This is a genomic window from Pantoea brenneri (assembly GCF_038594305.1).
GTDB classification, from domain to species: Bacteria; Pseudomonadota; Gammaproteobacteria; order Enterobacterales; family Enterobacteriaceae; genus Pantoea; species Pantoea brenneri.
The window spans coordinates 111,400-129,430 of record NZ_JBCGBG010000005.1; the positions used below are offsets into that span (position 1 = coordinate 111,400).

19 protein-coding genes are annotated in these 18,031 nt (G+C 57.4%); 7 read left to right on the plus strand and 12 right to left on the minus strand.

Annotated features, from left to right (window positions below; translation table 11 throughout):
- From livG to AABB92_RS17925, 4 genes are all read right to left on the minus strand, one after another.
- Complete coding sequence (gene livG / locus AABB92_RS17910; RefSeq protein WP_031376712.1) at positions 1-768, minus strand: high-affinity branched-chain amino acid ABC transporter ATP-binding protein LivG; 768 nt, start codon at positions 766-768, stop codon at positions 1-3.
- Entirely contained in the window at positions 765-2,036 is a 1,272-nt protein-coding gene (locus AABB92_RS17915) for a high-affinity branched-chain amino acid ABC transporter permease LivM (RefSeq protein WP_031376711.1), read from the minus strand. Before AABB92_RS17915 ends, livG begins: the two co-directional genes overlap by 4 nt.
- Positions 2,033-2,959 (minus strand): high-affinity branched-chain amino acid ABC transporter permease LivH, encoded by a 927-nt coding sequence (livH, locus tag AABB92_RS17920; protein WP_009087789.1) that lies wholly within the window; start codon positions 2,957-2,959, stop codon positions 2,033-2,035. Before livH ends, AABB92_RS17915 begins: the two co-directional genes overlap by 4 nt.
- A gap of 133 nt (positions 2,960-3,092) precedes the next feature.
- Positions 3,093-4,205 (minus strand): branched-chain amino acid ABC transporter substrate-binding protein, encoded by a 1,113-nt coding sequence (locus AABB92_RS17925; protein WP_031376710.1) that lies wholly within the window; start codon positions 4,203-4,205, stop codon positions 3,093-3,095.
- A gap of 397 nt (positions 4,206-4,602) precedes the next feature.
- Between AABB92_RS17925 and panM the strand changes: the two genes are divergently transcribed.
- Entirely contained in the window at positions 4,603-4,998 is a 396-nt protein-coding gene (gene panM / locus AABB92_RS17930) for an aspartate 1-decarboxylase autocleavage activator PanM (protein WP_031376709.1), read from the plus strand.
- A gap of 62 nt (positions 4,999-5,060) precedes the next feature.
- On the opposite strand, the gene rpoH is transcribed toward panM, so the two are convergent.
- The 4 genes from rpoH to ftsY all read right to left on the minus strand — a co-directional run bounded on the left by rpoH (position 5,061) and on the right by ftsY (position 9,485).
- A complete protein-coding gene (rpoH, locus tag AABB92_RS17935; RefSeq protein WP_031376708.1) occupies positions 5,061-5,918 on the minus strand; it encodes an RNA polymerase sigma factor RpoH in 858 nt (285 codons plus the stop codon).
- Between the two features lie 240 nt (positions 5,919-6,158).
- The gene (gene ftsX, locus AABB92_RS17940) at positions 6,159-7,145 is read right to left on the minus strand and encodes a permease-like cell division protein FtsX (protein WP_046289368.1); all 987 of its coding nucleotides are present in this window, start codon (positions 7,143-7,145) and stop codon (positions 6,159-6,161) included.
- Positions 7,135-7,803, minus strand: a complete 669-nt coding sequence (gene ftsE / locus AABB92_RS17945; protein WP_031376707.1) for a cell division ATP-binding protein FtsE — start codon at positions 7,801-7,803, stop codon at positions 7,135-7,137. Before ftsE ends, ftsX begins: the two co-directional genes overlap by 11 nt.
- Positions 7,804-7,808: 5 nt before the next feature.
- On the minus strand, positions 7,809-9,485 hold the full coding sequence (ftsY, locus tag AABB92_RS17950) for a signal recognition particle-docking protein FtsY (RefSeq protein ID WP_342550279.1): 1,677 nt from the start codon (positions 9,483-9,485) through the stop codon (positions 7,809-7,811).
- Positions 9,486-9,718: 233 nt separating this feature from the next.
- Between ftsY and rsmD the strand changes: the two genes are divergently transcribed.
- Positions 9,719-10,318, plus strand: coding sequence for a 16S rRNA (guanine(966)-N(2))-methyltransferase (rsmD, locus tag AABB92_RS17955; protein ID WP_031375238.1), 600 nt, complete (start codon positions 9,719-9,721; stop codon positions 10,316-10,318).
- Positions 10,308-10,580: a DUF1145 family protein gene (locus AABB92_RS17960; protein ID WP_031375239.1), complete on the plus strand. Its 273-nt coding sequence runs from the start codon at positions 10,308-10,310 to the stop codon at positions 10,578-10,580. The genes rsmD and AABB92_RS17960 overlap by 11 nt, the downstream gene beginning before the upstream one ends.
- A 28-nt stretch (positions 10,581-10,608) precedes the next feature.
- Here AABB92_RS17960 and AABB92_RS17965 read toward each other — a convergent pair whose 3' ends face one another.
- Positions 10,609-10,965, minus strand: a complete 357-nt coding sequence (locus AABB92_RS17965; protein ID WP_031375240.1) for a DUF2500 domain-containing protein — start codon at positions 10,963-10,965, stop codon at positions 10,609-10,611.
- Between the two features lie 152 nt (positions 10,966-11,117).
- Here AABB92_RS17965 and AABB92_RS17970 point away from each other — a divergent pair, with 152 nt between their 5' ends.
- Positions 11,118-11,747: a lysoplasmalogenase gene (locus tag AABB92_RS17970; protein ID WP_031375241.1), complete on the plus strand. Its 630-nt coding sequence runs from the start codon at positions 11,118-11,120 to the stop codon at positions 11,745-11,747.
- Positions 11,748-11,831: 84 nt separating this feature from the next.
- Positions 11,832-14,108, plus strand: a complete 2,277-nt coding sequence (locus tag AABB92_RS17975; RefSeq protein ID WP_046289369.1) for a zinc/cadmium/mercury/lead-transporting ATPase — start codon at positions 11,832-11,834, stop codon at positions 14,106-14,108.
- 51 nt (positions 14,109-14,159) lie between these two features.
- Here AABB92_RS17975 and tusA read toward each other — a convergent pair whose 3' ends face one another.
- On the minus strand, positions 14,160-14,411 hold the full coding sequence (gene tusA / locus AABB92_RS17980) for a sulfurtransferase TusA (protein ID WP_031375242.1): 252 nt from the start codon (positions 14,409-14,411) through the stop codon (positions 14,160-14,162).
- Between the two features lie 204 nt (positions 14,412-14,615).
- On the opposite strand from tusA, the gene AABB92_RS17985 reads away from it, so the two are divergent.
- Together AABB92_RS17985 and AABB92_RS17990 are read left to right on the plus strand one after the other, a co-directional pair.
- Entirely contained in the window at positions 14,616-15,281 is a 666-nt protein-coding gene (locus AABB92_RS17985) for a 7-cyano-7-deazaguanine/7-aminomethyl-7-deazaguanine transporter (protein ID WP_031375243.1), read from the plus strand.
- 118 nt (positions 15,282-15,399) lie between these two features.
- Positions 15,400-15,954, plus strand: coding sequence for a DcrB family lipoprotein (locus AABB92_RS17990; protein ID WP_031375244.1), 555 nt, complete (start codon positions 15,400-15,402; stop codon positions 15,952-15,954).
- 79 nt (positions 15,955-16,033) lie between these two features.
- On the opposite strand, the gene iolE is transcribed toward AABB92_RS17990, so the two are convergent.
- Both iolE and iolG read right to left on the minus strand, forming a co-directional pair.
- Positions 16,034-16,930, minus strand: a complete 897-nt coding sequence (gene iolE, locus AABB92_RS17995; protein WP_031375245.1) for a myo-inosose-2 dehydratase — start codon at positions 16,928-16,930, stop codon at positions 16,034-16,036.
- Between the two features lie 47 nt (positions 16,931-16,977).
- The gene (gene iolG, locus AABB92_RS18000; protein ID WP_031375246.1) at positions 16,978-17,988 is read right to left on the minus strand and encodes a bifunctional inositol 2-dehydrogenase/D-chiro-inositol 1-dehydrogenase; all 1,011 of its coding nucleotides are present in this window, start codon (positions 17,986-17,988) and stop codon (positions 16,978-16,980) included.
- Positions 17,989-18,031 lie beyond the last annotated feature (43 nt).

Here is an 18,031-nt window from a genome sequence, read left to right on the forward strand (position 1 = left end):
TTACGCCTCTCCTAAATAGGCACGGATCACGTCCGGATTATTGCGAATTTCTTCCGGCGTGCCGTTAGCCAACGGCGTTCCCTGATTGACCACGTAAATGCGATCAGAAATGCCCATCACCAGCTTCATATCATGTTCAATCAGCAGCACTGAAACCTTGTGTTCACCGCGCAGTTCGGCAATCAGCTCATCCAGTTGGTGCGTCTCTTTGGGGTTAAGACCGGCCGCCGGTTCATCCAGCATCAGGATTTCCGGACGCGTCACCATGCAGCGCGCAATCTCCAGACGCCGCTGCTGACCATAAGCCAGATTACCGGCCTGACGGTTAGCCAGATCCAGCAAGCCGACCCGCTCCAGCCAGTTGGCTGCGCGATCGAGCGCCTCGCTTTCACTGCGACGAAACGCCGGGGTTTTGAGCAGACCGGCAAACAGCCCGCTCTTCAGATGTTGATGTTGCGCCACCAGCAGATTTTCAATCACCGTCATTTCACGAAACAGACGAACGTGCTGGAAGGTCCGCACAATCCCCATCCGCGCAATCTTCTGGCCGGGTAATCCTTCCAGATGCTGCTCACGCAGTTTAATGCTGCCACCGGTCGGCTTGTAGAAGCCGGTCAGGCAGTTAAACACCGTGGTTTTACCGGCACCGTTCGGCCCGATTAGCGAGACGATTTCCTGCGGATGCAGCGCCAGCGCCACGTTGTTAACCGCTAACAGGCCGCCGAAGCGCATCATCAAACCTTCAACGGCTAATAAAGGCTGACTCATGCCTGTTCTCCTTGTTTACCTTGTCTGAGCTTCAGATGCGGACGCTTCATCGGCAACAGTCCCTGCGGACGCCAGATCATCATCAGCACCATTAAGCCTCCCAGCACCAGCATGCTGTACTCATTGAGATCACGCATCAGCTCGCGAGAGACCACCAGCAGAATGGCGGCCAGTATCACCGCAAACTGCGAGCCCATGCCGCCGAGTACCACAATCGCCAGCACAAAAGCCGATTCGACAAAGGTAAAGGATTCCGGGCTGACAAAGCCCTGACGCGCGGCGAACAGGCTGCCGGCAAAGCCGGCGAAGGCGGCGCTGATGGTGAAGGCAGTCAGTTTAATTCGGGTCGGGCTGAGGCCAAGCGAACGGCAGGCGATCTCATCCTCACGTAGCGCTTCCCAGGCGCGGCCCAGCGGCATGCGCAACAGACGGTTAATCACAAACAGCGTCAGCACCACCAGCAGCAATGCCACCAGATAGAGGAAGATAATCCGGTCACTGGGATCGTATTTCAGGCCAAAGAAGTGGTGAAAGGTATCCCAGCCGCCTTCACGCGGTGTACGGCCAAATTCCAGACCAAAGAAGGTCGGTTTCGGGATCTGGCTGATGCCGTTCGGGCCACCGGTCAGAGCGGTATTGTTGAGCAGCAGAATACGCACGATCTCACCAAAGCCCAGCGTCACAATCGCCAGATAGTCGCCGCGCAACCGCAAGACCGGGAAGCCCAGCAGCAGACCAAACAGCGCGGCCACCATGCCCGAGAGCGGCAGGCACTGCCAGAAGCCAAGCCCGTAATAGTGGTTCAGCAAAGCGAAGGTGTAAGCGCCGATGGCATAGAAGCCGCCGTAACCTAAAACCAGTAAGCCCGACAGGCCGACCACCACGTTCAGTCCGAGACCGAGCATCACGTAGATCAGCGTCATGGTGGCAATATCGACCGTGCCGCGCGACACCAGGAAGGGCCAGGCGAGCGCCGCCACGATCATTACCGCCATCACCAGTTTTTGCTTCGGCGTTGAGCCATCAATGCCTGGCAGCACCAGCGCCGGACCCGAGATTTTCTTCAGGCCGCTCTGCCAGACCGGCCGCAGCAGCTGGAACAGAAATACCACCACACAGGCGACGGCAATCCAGTTCCAGCGCACGCTGCCGGCGTTTTGCACCACCAGGTTAGTGCCGTCCAGATTCAGGCGCAGACCCATAAAGAAGCTGGCGAGCAGCAATAACATCAGCGACGAAATCAGGGCGTTGAGCAAGGAAGACTTCATACTTTTTCCACCTCCGGACGGCCCAGAATCCCGGTCGGCATCACCAGCAGTACCACAATCAGTAAGGCAAAGGAGACGACATCTTTATACTCGGTGCTCAGATAGGCGGAGGTCAGCGCTTCGGCGATTCCCAGCACCAGGCCACCAATCATCGCGCCCGGAATACTGCCAATGCCGCCCAGCACTGCGGCGGTGAACGCCTTCATGCCGGCCATAAAGCCGATGAACGGGTTGATCGATCCATAAAACTGGCCCAGCAGCACGCCCGCGACCGCCGCCATGGCGGCACCGATAACAAAGGTCAGTGAGATGACGCGATCGGTATTGATACCCAGCAGACTGGCCATTTTCAGATCTTCGGCACAGGCGCGACAGGCGCGGCCCATACGCGAATAGCGAATAAAGGTGGTCAGCGCCAGCATCGCCAGGAACGTCACCACCCAGATCACAATTTGCATGGTGGAGATGGTGGCGGCAAAGCCGTTGCTCTCGCCGACGGTCCACTGACCGGTAATCAGGCTCGGCAGCGCCAGGTCGCGCGATCCCTGGGTCAGGCTGACGTAGTTTTGCAGGAATATCGACATCCCGATGGCGGAAATCAGCGCAATCAGACGCTTGGAGGAGCGCACCGGCCGGTAAGCGACGCGTTCAATGCTCCAGCCGTAGGCGCTGGAGATAATCACCGCCATCACAAACCCGGCGGCAATCATCAGCCAGGTGGTGTCGATGCCCATCATCATCAGGGCGGCAATCACGATAAAGGAGACGTAGCTACCGATCATGTAAACCTCGCCGTGGGCGAAGTTAATCATGCCGATGATGCCGTAAACCATGGTGTAACCGATGGCGATCAGCGCATAGGTGCTGCCGAGGGTAACACCGTTGAACATCTGCTGGATAAAATAGAGGAACTGCTCGGACATACCTTAACCCTTACTTATCCGCTCGTGACCGAACGGAGTACAAAAAACGCCTGGCAGCACAGACCAGGCGTTAGTGTTGCAGGGGAGCAGGCAGCGGTTACCCGCTACCTGACCCGCCAGTAAACAGCCTGATTTACTTCACAGCGGTCGAGGTACCGTCGGCATGCCATTTGAAGACGCCGAACTCAAAGCCTTTCAGATCGCCCTTCTGATCCCAGCTCAGGTTGCCCATCACGGTTGGCACCGCAGCGCCTTCCTTGAGGTTTTTCACGATATCTTCCGGCTCTGCGCTCTTGCTGCGCTCCATCCCGGCCGCCAGCGATTGCAGGGCAGCATAGGTGGTCCAGACGAACGGACCGGTTGGATCGAGTTTCTTCGCTTTCAGCGCATCAACGATCGGTTGGTTGGTCTCAACCTGATCGTAGCGTTTCGGTAAGGTCACCAGCATGCCTTCAGAGGCGGCACCGGCGATGTTGGACAGCGAGGCGTTACCGACCCCTTCCGGACCCATGAACTGGGTTTTCAGACCGGCTGCACGCGCCTGGCGAACAATCTGGCCCATCTCCGGGTAGTAACCGCCGAAGTAGACGAAATCGACGTTCTCTTTCTTAAAGCGCGCCACCAGGGTGGAGAAATCTTTATCGCCTGCGGTGATACCTTCAAACATCACGATGTTGGCGCCCTGCTTTTTCAGGCTATCCTGCACTGAACGCGCCAGGCCTTCGCCATACTGCTGCTTGTCGTGAACCACGGCAATACGCTGCGGCTTCAGCTCGGTCATGGCGTATTTGGCCGCGGTCGGGCCCTGATCGGAGTCGAGACCGGTGGTGCGCATAATCAGTTTATAACCGCGGGCGGTGAGATCCGGCGCGGTGGCGGCAGGGGTAATCATCAGCACGCCTTCATCTTCATAAATGTCAGACGCCGGCTGGGTCGATGAGGAGCAGAGATGGCCGATAACATAGCGGATGCCGTCGTTGATCACTTTGTTGGCTACCGCCACCGCCTGTTTCGGGTCGCAGGCATCGTCATATTTCACCGCAACCAGTTTGTTGCCGTTGACGCCGCCTTTGGCATTAATATCTTCAATCGCCTGAGTAGCCCCGGCAAACTGCATGTCGCCATACTGCGCAACCGGGCCAGACATCGCCCCAACAATCGCCACTTTAATATCTTCAGCCAGCGCTGCATGGCTCATCGCCAGTGCTACGCATCCCGCCAGTAATGCGCGACCTTTCATTTTCATCCGGACTACCCCATGTGTTATGTCGTGTATGTGTGAGTGCAAACTGCCAGATAAAGATCAAAAACTGATTAAGCAATAATGAGTTAGCGCACTTTTCTGGCATTTATTAGTAATAAGGCTTTATTTTTCAGGTTATTAAACAGGAAGTTTCTTCTGTAAATCAACTGGCATATTCAGAATTGCCTGAGTGCAACAGCATAATACACTGGATGCAACGGCCGGTTTTTCACCACTTTGCCAGCGGCTTATGCTGGATTGATCGCATCCAGGGCCTGTTTACAACTATCATTCTGGCAGCCAGGCCATCTTTTGACCTGTTTTATTGATGAAAATGTGTCAGCGCTCTGGTTGTATACTTTCGCTACACTTTCCCCTTTTACAAGTACAGGTGTTTGTCATGAAGCTCACCATCCAGCGTTTAACCGCGCTGACGCCGCAGGACCGCATTGATCTGGCTAAAATCTGGCCGGATCTGGAGATTGATCGTCTGGAACAGCGCCTGAATGAACGGCATCGCCTTTATGCGGCACGCTTCAACGATCGTCTGCTGGGCGCGTTACAGCTGGAGATTTCAGGTATTCACGGCAAGATCCAGCGGCTGGCGGTGCGCGATGTCACCCGTCGCCGAGGAGTCGGGCAATATTTGCTGGAAGAGACCATCAGGCAGAACGGGTCATTAGCGGACTGGTGGATGGCAGACGATGGCAGCGACGATCAGCAGGTGCGGGCGGCGTTTATGCAGGCGTGTGGCTTCAGGGCGCAGGCGGATGGCTGGGTATTAGCGGTCGATTAGGCGGGCGCAGAAAACAAAAAGGGCGACATGATAATGTCGCCCCTGAAGGTTACCTTGCGGTATTACGCTTCGATCGCCATGCGCAGTTTTTTCATGGCGTTTTTTTCCAGCTGGCGGACACGTTCCGCTGAGACGCCGTATTGATCGGCTAGCTCCTGCAGCGTGGTTTTGTTGTCTTCATCCAGCCAGCGGGCACGAATGATGTGCTGACTACGCTCATCCAGACCTTCCATCGCATAGCTCAGCTTATCGGCAGCGTGGGCATCCCAGTTATCCTCTTCAATGCCATCGGCAAAGTCAGAGGTTTTATCCTGCAGATAGAGCACCGGCGCCATTGATTTGCCTTCACCGCTCTCATCGTCGGCCGACATATCAAAGGTCATATCCTGCGCCGCCATACGTGATTCCATTTCACGCACGTCTTTACTGCTCACGCCCAGCTCGCGCGCCACCATCTCGACTTCATCCTGGTTGAACCAGCCCAGACGCTGCTTGGTTTTGCGCAGGTTAAAGAACAGCTTACGCTGTGCTTTAGTGGTCGCGACTTTCACGATACGCCAGTTACGCAGCACGTATTCGTGAATTTCGGCTTTAATCCAGTGCACGGCAAATGAGACCAGGCGCACGCCCACTTCAGGGTTGAAGCGACGCACCGCTTTCATCAGGCCGATGTTACCTTCCTGAATCAGGTCAGCCTGCGGCAAGCCGTAGCCGGAGTAGTTACGAGCGATATGAACTACAAAGCGTAGGTGAGACAGGATCAGCGTCTTTGCCGCATCCAGATCGCCCTGGTAATGCAGCCGTTCAGCCAACGCTTTTTCCTCTTCTGCCGATAGCATCGGCCAGGTATTGGCAGCCCGGACGTAAGACTCCAGGTTACCAAGAGGAGCAATAGCTAAAGTTTGCATTTCTTTGGTCATTCAAACCCTCACAAATTCAGTGGAATTGCCGCACATTTCCTTGCGCAGACGATACAGTATGTCAACGTCGCGCGAAATCCGAAAGCAATCTGTGCTACCGGGACAACAAAGTTATCCACAACAACAATTATAGCAGTGAATATTTTACACACAGATGACAGGAAGGGAAGAGGTAATACGTCCTCTGCATCCGGTCTTCGGCAGCAGAGGAGTATTATAACAAAAAAATGTTGCAGGCGTTTACTGGGGCGTAAATCGGCGTAAATGTTGTACCGTCGCCAGCCAGGCGGCCACCCAGCCGATGATCGCGGCAATCAGTAATAACAGCAGCGCCTCATCCCAGGAGAATCCCTCCAGTGAGAAGGTAGTGCCGAATACGGTCGCCACGTGGGCCACCACCGACTGTAACCGCAGCACCAGCACTTCTGAAAGCACCAGCGACAGTACCGCGCCGCTGAAGCCCAGCAACGCGCCGCCATACAGGAACGGCCGCAGGATAAAGCCATCGGTCGCACCAATCAGCTTTTGTACGTTGATGGTATCGCGACGGGCAAAGATGCTGAGCCGTACGCTGTTACCGATCACCAGGAACACCGCCACAATCATCAGCACGCCGATCATTGAGGCAATCTGCCCTACCAGCCCGGTCAGCGCCGCCAGCCGTGCGAACCAGCTGTCGTCCATCCGCACTTCATCTACGCCCTGCACTTTGGTGACCCGATCGCGCAGGCTCTGCATGGTGTCGGAATTCTGGAAATTGAGCTTCGGCGTGATAATCGCCACCGCAGGCAGCGGATTCTGCTCCAGCATATCCATCGCACCGCCAAAGCCTGACCAGTTGCGGAACTCGTTGAGCGCCTCTTCCCGCGTCAGGTAATTGACGTTATCCACGCCATCAACCTGTTTGAGCTGCGCCACCACGTTTTCCGCGGCGGTGTCATCCAGAGCTTTGTCGAGATAGACCGTCAGTTGCGGTGCCGGATACCACTGCGTCGCCGCCTGACTGACGTTTTTCCACACCATATAGCAGACGCTTGGCAGGGTCAGCGAAATGGCGATTACCATCACCGTCAGTAGCGTCGCCAGCGGCTGACGCCACATGTCAGACAGCGTACCGCGCAGCGCGTAGCGCCACTGCTCCTGCCAGCCACCTTTCAGCGCTTTGCTTTTTGACGGCTGCTGCTTCGCTTTCTGCGCCGTCGGGCGTTTATTGCGTTTATTGACCATCGTGGCCTCCGTGCAGGCGTCCCTGGTTCAGCGTCATGACGCGGTAGTTACGACGGGCGATTAAGCCGTTGTCGTGCGTCGCCATTAATACCGTGACGCCAACGCGGTTGAACTCTTCAAACAGCCGCAGAATGTCTTCCGACAGCGCTTCATCAAGGTTACCGGTTGGTTCATCCGCCAGCAGCACCGCCGGTTTGTTTACCACCGCACGGGCGATACCGACACGCTGCTGTTCACCGCCTGACAGCTGAATCGGGTAACTTTTCGCTTTGTCGAGCAGGCCGACTTTATCCAGCGCTGCTGAGACACGACGACGGATATCTTCGCCGCTGGCACCGGAGATAATCAGCGGGATCGCCACATTGTCATACACCGAACGATCCATCAGCAGGTGGTGATCCTGAAAGATCATGCCAATCTGACGGCGCAGGAAAGGCACTTCACTGTTACGCAAGCGGGAAATATCGTGGCCGCTAAACCAGATTTGTCCGGCACTCGGACGCTCAATGCCACAAATCAGCTTCAGCAACGTACTTTTACCGGCACCGGAGTGGCCGGTCAGGAACGCCATTTCGCCGGGACGCAGATGGAAATCCACCCCCTGCAGTGCCTGACGTCCGCCGAGATATGCCTTACTGACCTCTTCAAAGCGAATCATCCTAATTAGTCCTCTCGGGCAAACAGTGCCTCAATAAAATCTTCCGCCTTAAACGGCCGTAAATCCTCGATGCCTTCCCCGACACCGATATAGCGAATCGGAATACCGAACTGATCGGCGACCGAGAAGATCACACCGCCCTTGGCCGTGCCATCCAGCTTGGTCAGCGCGATACCGGTTAAGCCAACCGCTTCATGGAACAGTCTGGCCTGGCTGACCGCATTCTGCCCGGTGCTGGCGTCAAGCGTCAGCATCACTTCATGCGGCGCATCTTCGTCCAGCTTCTTCATTACGCGGGTGATTTTCTTCAGCTCTTCCATCAGGTGCGATTTGTTCTGCAGACGACCGGCGGTATCCGCGATCAGAACATCCACACCGCGTGATTTGGCTGCCTGAATCGCATCGAAGATCACCGAAGCGGAATCCGCACCGGTATGCTGGGCAATCACCGGAATATTATTGCGCTGGCCCCAGACCTGCAGCTGCTCTACCGCAGCGGCACGGAAGGTGTCGCCGGCAGCCAGCATCACCGATTTGCCCTCGGCCTGATACTGACGCGCCAGTTTGCCGATGGTGGTGGTTTTACCCACACCGTTGACGCCAACCATCAGAATGACAAACGGCGTTTTGCCGGAGACATCCAGCGGCGCATCGACTTTGGCCAGAATCGAGGCCATTTCGGCTTTCAGCAAGCCGTAGAGCGCTTCTGCGTCACGCAGCTGCTTACGGTTCGCCTGTTGAGTCAGGTGAGTAATGATGCGGCGGGTCGTATCGACGCCGACGTCGGCAATCAGTAACTGCTCTTCCAGCTCATCAAACAGGTCATCATCAATCTTTTTGCCACGGAACAGGCTGATAAAACCGGAACCGAGGTTCTGACGGGTTTTCACCAGGCTGCGCTTCAGGCGGGCAAAGAAGCCCTCCTTGCTGGGACGTTCCTGCTCCTGCGTGATGATTGGCGCAGCGGCTAACGGCAGATCGCTGACGGTATCCGGCACGACATCGGCTTCTTCGCTTTCTGCCAGCGCCAGCGCGTCCAGCTCTTCATCGCTCAGCGGCGCGTCGGCCGGTGGCGTTTCGATGATCTCTGCCTCGCCCAGTGCCAGCGCGTCCAGCTCTTCGTCGCTCAGCGGCGCATCGGCCGGTGGCGTTTCGATGATCTCTGCCTCGCCCAGCGCCAGCGCTTCCAGCTCTTCATCGCTCAGCGGCGCGTCGGCCGGTGGCGTTTCGATGATCTCTGCATCGCCCAGCGCCAGCGCTTCCAGCTCTTCATCGCTCAGCGGCGCGTCGGCCTGATGCAGTTCAGCATCAGCCGCTGGTGTGATAACGGCATCAGCCTCGACGACCGGGGCAACGTCAGCCTCCGGCACCCTCGCCGTTTCCAGTAAGGCTTCCGGGTCAGCCTGAATCGGCTCCGGCTCCGCCAGGGCTTCCGGCGCGGCTTCGTGTGGCGCAGCGGCCGTCACATCCGCATCACGCTGCTGTCCGGCCACCGTTTCGGTGATGGCGACAGTCTCTTCCGCTTGCGCTTCAGCCTGCGTTAAGGTTGCGGCTTGCTGCTCTGACTGCTGCTGAGCAGACTCAGCCGCCTGCTGCGCCTGCTCCTCCGCAGAGGGTTGCTTCTCTTCTTCTTTGCCAAATCCCAGCCAGGAAAAAAAGCCACGTTTTTTCTCTTTTGCCATTGTGTGACTACACTCCTCGATGGCTTTGTCCCGGTCGCACGTCGTTTCCAGGGGTGAATCAATTAAAATTGGCTAACGCCAGACCGGCGTAAAACCGCAGAATACTGCATGACTTCAGCAACTCAGTAGTCTAACACTTTCCAGCCAGCTCACCACAGAACCCTTTTTTAACGTTTCTTCTCACCGATTCGCCCGTTAAACTACGCAACAAATTATGACGAGTTGTGAGCAAGATGACTAAAAACCCCCGCAGTACCGGCGGTGCCGGCCAGATCCGCATCATCGGCGGACAATGGCGCGGACGCAAATTGCCGGTGCCCGATAGTGCCGGACTGCGCCCGACCACCGATCGGGTACGTGAAACGCTGTTTAACTGGCTGGCGCCGGTACTGCCCGACGCACGTTGTCTCGACTGTTTCGCCGGCAGCGGCGCGTTAGGTCTGGAAGCGCTGTCGCGTTACGCTGGATCGGCTACGCTACTGGAGCTGGAGCGTCCGGTGGCACAGCAACTGATGAAGAATCTGCAGACGCTGAACGCCAGCAACGGCAAAGTGATTCAGACCAATGCCCTGAGCTTTCTGGCCCAGCCGGGCCAACCGTTTGACGTGGTGTTTATCGATCCGCCGTTTCGTCAGGGCCTGCTGGAACAGACGCTGCAGCTGCTGGAACAGAATCACTGGCTGGCAGACGAGGCGCTGATCTACGTCGAAAGTGAAGTGGAAAATGGCGCGCCGCCGGTGCCGCCAGAGTGGAACCTTTATCGCGAGAAAATAGCCGGACAAGTGGCTTATCGTTTATATCAACGTCAACTGGAGACGCAGGATGTTACTTAATTTGGGGCGTCTGTTGATGCTGTGCGTATGGGGTTTTTTGCTGGTTAACGTGGTCCATCCCTACCCGAAACCGCTGACCTACTTCATTAATGTCGCGCTGTTTTTCATGATCATGATGCACGGCCTGCAGCTGGTGTTACTGCGTGCAACGCAGACCAAAGATGCCCCGCCAATCGACCGCCTGACCCAGGTGAAAGTGTTTGTGTTCGGCGTATTTGAGCTGGTCGCCTGGCAGAAAAAGCACTTCCCGCGGAAAAAGTAGTCTTCAGAGCGGGCACCCTGCCCGCTGATTACTGCGCTGGCGTAAAGCTGATAAAGCGCGTCCCCTGCATTTTTAATTCGCCCTTCGCCCCTTTATCCAGCTGATGATACTGCGCTTCCTGAAGCTGCACTTTAATGTCGCTGGCACCGTTAAGCGGATGAAACAGCGCTTCGTAGCGCATCTCTTCTCCGGCAATCACTTCACGCTGACGTGAGCGGCGATTGGGTGCCGGAAACTCCCGTTTGGTTTTAACCTGTGCCGTCAGGGATCGCACCGGAGAGGCGTCATTGACGGCGGTTTCCCGGCGCTGCTTGATGAACTGACGGGTTGCCAGCACGGCGATAATTGCCAGAACGATAATAAAGATTAGCGGTGGTTTGCTCATAATTCTCTCGGGCTTAAAGGGTGCGGATGGCGTTAACTGCGCGGCAAAGCATACAACCAGAGTTGCCTGATTGTCACATCGTCGGGACGTAACCTAAACTGGAAGGGATATTTTGGGATCTTTCACCATTTTGGTTAAAAAAGGGAGAAACAATGCTCTGGTCTTTCCTCGCTGTACTTTTCTCCGGCTGGCTCTACGTTGATGCCACCTATCGCGGTCCGCAATGGCAACGCTGGCTGTTTAAACCGGTCACACTGTTGCTGCTGGTCGGCCTGGCCTGGCAGGCTCCGACGCTGAATACCACTGACTATCTGATTCTGGCCGGCCTGATCGCCACGCTGGTCGGTGATGCGCTAACGCTATTGCCCCGTCAGCAGATGCTCTATGCGATTGGCGCATTTTTCCTGTCGCATCTGCTGTATACCCTCTGTTTTGCCGCCAGCATGACCATGACCTTTTTCTGGCCGATCCCGCTGACGCTGCTGATTATCGGCGTGGTGCTGATTGGCATTCTGTGGAGCAGACTGGAAGATCTGCGCTGGCCGATTTGTACTTTTATCGGCATGACGCTGGTGATGACCTGGATCGCTACTGAGCAATACTTCTTCCGTCCTACCGATTACAGCTTCTCAATCATGGTCGGTGCAGGTCTGCTGCTGCTGGCTAACATTGTCTGGTTTATCAGCCACTATCGCCGTCGTTTCAGTGCCGACAGCGCTATCGTTGCGGCCTGCTACTTTGCCGGTCACTTTATGATTGTCCGTTCGCTGTGGGTGATTTAAAAAATTGACCTTGACTCTGGAGTTCACTCCAGAGTGTAGGATAGCGGGATGGGCAGCTTCGTCCATCCCTTTTCCGGAGGTCATATGCATCAACATCACGCCTGTGGCTGCGGTAAACCGCGTGCCAGCCACGCCGCAGCCAAACCCCTGTGCCAGATCCCTCAGTCCCGTCCCCTGACGCTCTATATTCATGCCGCGACTCCGGTCACGCCGGATAGTGCGGGCTGCTGCTGCGACAGTAACAGCAGTCCCGGCAACGACGCCGATGAGGAAAGTGACCGACGACGCGTCGGCACTCTACCTTATAGCTGGCAGGTCAGCGGGATGGATTGTCCCGGCTGCGCCCGCAGCATTGAAACCGCCGTTCAGCAGGTCGCGGGCGTCACCGAGGCGCGCGTCCTGTTCAGCAGTGAAAAACTGGTGGTCAATGCGGACAGCGACGTGCGCCAGGCGGTGGAGCAGGCGGTCAAAAAAGCCGGCTTCCAGCTCAGTACGCAGACCGAAACGGCAGCCGATGTCCCACGCTGGCAGCATAACCGCATGCTGATTGCGCTGGCGCTGCTGGTGCTCGCCAGCAGCCTGCTCAGCCATTTCGCGCCGCTGTGGGGCGATCGCCTGTTTATTGTCACTACCCTGATCGGCCTGTTTCCGGTGGCGCGCAGCGCCTGGCAACGGCTGCGCAGCGGCTCGCCTTTCACCATCGAAACCCTGATGACGCTGGCCTCAGCGGGTGCGCTGATCATCGGCGCTCACGCCGAAGCAGCGATGGTGCTGGTGCTGTTTCAGCTTGGCGAACAGCTCGAAAGCTATGCCGCCTCGCGGGCGCGCAGTGGCGTGACCCGTCTGATGGCGCTGCGGCCGGAATCGGCGGTCCGTCTTGAGCAGGGTCGGCGCAGCGACGTGCCACTGGCTGCGCTGCAGCCCGGCGATCAGATTGAAGTGTCAGCCGGCAGTCGCCTGCCGGTCGATGGCCGCTTAATCACGCCGCTCGCCAGCTTTGATGAAAGCGCGTTAACCGGCGAGTCGCTGCCGGTGACGCGCAGCAGCGGCGAAAAAATACTGGCCGGTGCCACCAGCATTGACCGGCTGGTCACGCTGGAAGTGGTATCGAAACCGGGCGAAAGCGCGATTGACCGGATACTGCAGCTGATTGAAGAAGCAGAAACCCACCGCGCCCCGGTTGAGCGCTTTATCGATCGGTTCAGCCGTCTCTATACGCCGTTGGTGATGCTGCTGTCGCTGCTGGTGATGGTGGTGCCCCCGCTGCTCGGCGCGGGAGAATGGCAGCCGTGGATCTACAAGGGCCTGACCTTACTGCTGATTGGCTGCCCCTGTGCACTGGTGATTTCCACGCCGGCGGCGATTACCTCCGGGCTGGCTGCCGCTGCACGTCAGGGCGCGCTGATCAAAGGCGGCGCGGCCTTAGAACGTCTGAGTTCCCTGCGCATGATGGCGTTCGATAAAACCGGCACCCTGACCGTTGGCAAGCCGCAGCTCACCGGGATTCTGCGCTTTGGCGAGACCGGCGAAGCAGAGATGCTGGCGCTCAGCGCGGCAGTTGAACAGGGCGCGACGCATCCACTGGCCAGTGCGATTGTGGCGGCGGCGGCGGCACGCAATCTGGCCATCCCGGCCGCCCGCGATCAGCAGGTTCAGGCGGGACGGGGCATTACGGCGGTGGTCAATGGCCAGCCGATCCGGTTGCTGACGCCCGCGCAGATGACCGGACTGACGGCGCAGCAAACCGAACAGATCACCCAGCGTGAAGCAGCAGGTGAAACGGTGGTGGTGCTGGCCCGCAATGGCGAGGCGCTGGGCGCGCTGGCCTTGCGCGATCAGCTGCGCAGCGATGCGATCGCCGCATTACAGGCGCTGAAAAAACTGGGCATTGAGAGTCTGATGCTGACCGGCGACAACCCGCGTGCAGCGGCAGCCATCGCCCGGCAACTGGGCATTGAGTACCGTGCCAGCCTGTTACCGGCCGACAAGGTGGCGGCGATAGCAGAACTGAGTCAGCAGCAGCCGCTGGCGATGGTCGGGGATGGCATTAACGATGCGCCGGCGATGAAAGCGGCGACGCTGGGGATCGCGATGGGCAGCGGCACCGACGTTGCGCTGGAGGCGGCCGATGCCGCGCTGACGCGCAATCAGCTCAGCAATCTGGCACCGATGATTGTACTGGCGCGCCGTACGCGCCGCATCATTCGTCAGAACCTGACCATTGCGCTGGGGCTGAAGGCGGTATTTCTGGTCACGACCCTGCTGGGACTGACCGGATTGTGGCTGGCGGTGCTGGCGGATTCCGGCGCAACGGCGCTGGTCACCGCTAACGCGCTGCGATTACTGCGCAACCGAAGCTGAAGACGAGCGGCCGGTCAGATGACGGGCCGCGCTGCCAATGGGCACCCAGCGTTACTCCGCCATCCCTTTCTGGATCAGGAACTGATAAGGCAGGTTATCGGTCTGCTGCGCCAGCAGGCGATGCTCCATAAAGCGGCAGAAGCCGGGAATATCGCGGGTGGTGGCCGGATCGTCGGCAATGATCAACAGCGTATCGCCATCCTGCAGGCTGCGAACGGTTTTGCGCACCATCATCACCGGCTCCGGACAACGCAGGCCACGGGCATCCAGTTGATGGTCGGCAGAGGAAAAAGCATCGCTCATAATGGACTCGGTTCAGGTTTGGGGCGCTCATTCTAGCGCGTGGTGCCGTTGACGCAAGGCGATAACGATTGCGCTAAAATTAACCATTGCATAAATAGCACAACGCGGTAAGATGCCGCCGCTTTTTGCTCATAAAACTGCCAGGCGCTGCCCGAACGGCGTCCCGCAATGGGTTCCCTCACCCCAACATTAAAAAGGTTGATTATGCTCGCATTCTCTTCGCGTCAGCGCATGCACGCGCTGTTCTGGTTATCGCTGTTTCACCTGCTGGTGATCACCTCCAGTAACTACCTGGTGCAGCTGCCGATTTCCATTTTCGGCTTCCACACCACTTGGGGCGCGTTCAGCTTCCCGTTTATCTTCCTGGCAACCGATCTGACCGTGCGCATCTTTGGCGCGCCGCTGGCCCGACGCATTATTCTGGCGGTGATGATCCCGGCGCTGTTTATCTCCTATGCCGTTTCTTCGCTCTATTATCAGGGTCAGTGGCAGGGCTGGGCGGCACTGGAACAGGTGAATCTGTTTGTCGCGCGTATCGCCTGCGCCAGCTTTATGGCTTACGCCCTGGGTCAGATCCTCGACGTGCACGTCTTCAACCGTCTGCGCGCCCTGCCGCAATGGTGGATCGCTCCAGGCTGCGCCATGTTCCTCGGCAACATCAGCGATACGCTGGCCTTTTTCTTCATCGCTTTTTATAAAAGCCCTGATGCGTTTATGGCCCAGCACTGGGTGGAGATCGCCCTGGTTGACTACAGCTTCAAGGTGCTGATCTGCATGGTGTTCTTCCTGCCGGCCTACGGCGTATTGCTCAATGCCGCGCTGAAACGCCTGGCTGAGCGCCGTGCCACCAGCCAGATAAATTTCGGCTAACCCGCCATACCGATTTACGCCATTACCCGCTAAGATCTGCTGACAATCATCAGGTTGCGTTTGCAACCTGATTCCTGTTGTATTAACGGCTGACTGGAAACTTAAAAAAGGGATTCTGATGCGCAACCTGGTGAAATATGTAGGAATGGGCTTACTGGTGCTGGGCTTAGCCGCCTGTGACCAGAAGAAAGATGACGCGGCGAATGACAACGGCGTCAGCGCCAGTCAGTCGGCGCAGACCGTGACGCTGATGGATGGCAAACTGAGCTTCTCGCTGCCGCCGGGCATGTCGGACAAGAGCGGCAAGCTCGGTTCACAGACCACCAATATGCACGTGTATGCCGACGAAACCGGTGCGCGCGCGATTATTGTGATTGCCGGTGAGCCGACCAGTGATGGGCTGGACGTGCTGTCACAGCGTATGGAGCAGCAGCAGCGCAACCGCGATCCGCAACTGCAGGTGGTCTCGAACAAAGCGGTCACGCTGAAAGATCAGCCGGCACAGCAGCTGGATACGGTGATTTCTGCCAATAACCAGACCTCATGGTCATCGGTGATTCTGGCCAAAGTCGACGGCAAACTGGTGACGCTGCAGATTACCCTGCCAGGCGACAACCAGCAGCAGGCACAAAGCGATGCCGACAATATTGTGAAGAGTATTGCGCTGAAATAAGGCCGGGCGACTGCCCTGCTGGCTTGCGGCTTCCCCCATCTGGGGGAAGCCGGTTTATCTCACGGTTTCCCGCCTGCGCTTACAATCCTGCGTTCTCACGAATATATTTGCGCGCTTTCACCGCATATTCAAACGGGTTAGCCAGCGCCGGGTCCTGCTCCGCTTCCACCACCATCCAGCCTTTGTAGCCGTAATCGTCGAGGATTTTGAACACCGGTTTGAAATCGATCACGCCATCGCCCGGTACGGTGAAGGTGCCCTTTTTCACCCCTTCCAGGAAGGAGAGATGATTGTCGCGCACCTCGGCGACGACCTCGTCACGCACGTCTTTCAGGTGGACGTGGAAAATGCGCGGCAGATATTTTTCCAGCACCGCCAGCATCTTCTGCTGCGATCCCTCAGAGTAGTAGACGTGACCGGTGTCATACAGCAGGCCAACCTGATCGTCGGTCAGGGCCATAAAGCGGTCTATCTCTTCAGTCGTCTGAATACCGGTCCCCATATGGTGATGCAGCGTGACCCGCATCCCCTTCTCAGCCGCAATCCGCGCCAGTTCGTTATAGCCTTCTGCCGTCAGCTGCCACTCCTCATCACTGAACACCGGTTTCTGCTCAAACACCGCCAGCGTGGTGCCCTGAATACTTTTGCTCTGTTCTGAACAGCCAATCACCCGCGCACCCATCGCATGCAGGAAGTTCATGTGGTTAACGAACTCGTCGATGGTTTTAGCTTTGTCGCCGTTGGCAAAAAAGGTGCTGAACCAGGCGTTGCAGATCTCAATGCCGCGAATGTCGAGCATCGGTTTAAGAATCGCTGGATCGCGCGGATATTTACTGCCGACTTCGCTACCGGTAAAACCGGCCAGCGCCATCTCGCTCACCGTCTGCTGGAAGGTGTTCTCACTGCCGAGATCCGGCATGTCATCGTTGGTCCAGCCAATCGGGGCGATAGCCAGTTTTACATTGTCTTTGTTCATCATTTTATTCCTGAGCCGGGGCGGTCATCCCGCCTGTCTGGGCTGAATTAAGAGTAGAAAGCAGGACGTGGCGGCATCTCTACCGTTTCAATCGCACCGCTGTTTTGCGCTTTGATACAGGCATCGGCGGCCACTGAGGCGGCAAAGCCATCCCAGGCAGACGGACCGGTCAGCGTGCCCGCTTTCACGTCGTTGATGAACGCCTGCAGCTCCACGTCATACGCTTCGATAAACCGATCTTTCCAGTCAACCAGAATGGTGTTCGACAATCGGGCATCTTTACGCAGCTGCACCGACGACGGCTCAGGCAACCGGGCAATGCCCTCTTCCCCAACCACTTCGCACTGGATGTCATAGCCATAGGCGCAGTTGACGAAGATCTCGACGTCGATGCGTACCCCTTTCTGGGTCTCAAACAGTACAATCTGCGGATCTTTCAGTTGGGCATGGGATTTTGAGGTGACGCGCGGGAAGACCACCTGCACCGTTTTATAATCGTCATTGGTCAGCCAGCGCAGCACGTCCAGTTCATGGATCAGCGTGTTGGTGATCGCCATCGGCGTGGTGTAATTTTCCGGCACGGTCGGGTTACGGTGCGCACAGTGCAGCATCAGCGGCTCGCCAATATCCCCGTCGGTAATCACTTTTTTCAGCGCGCGGTAGCCAGCATCGTAAGGGCGCATAAAGCCGACCTGCACCAGCCGTTTGCCGGCCTGGATTTCAGCGTCCACCACCCGGCGACAGCCTTCGGCGCTCATCGCCAGCGGCTTCTCACAGAACACCGGTTTGCCCGCGGCAATCGCAGCTAAGGTGAACTCTTCGTGGGTCGGGTCCCATGACGTCACCAGCACCGCATCCACCTCTGGTGACTGGATCACGTCAAGTCCGTTCTGGAACACTTGCGCCTCGATGTTCAGGCGCTGCAGCGCAGCGCGCGCGCCGTCAACGTTGATATCCGAGACGGCAACCACCTGTGCGCCCTGCAACACGTGGTTGCAGCGGCGAATATGTTCCTGACCAATTGCACCTGTACCGATGACGCCAAGTTTCAAAGTCATAATTACACCTGTGTAGGGTTCGTGCTGAGATAAGAGGAAAGGG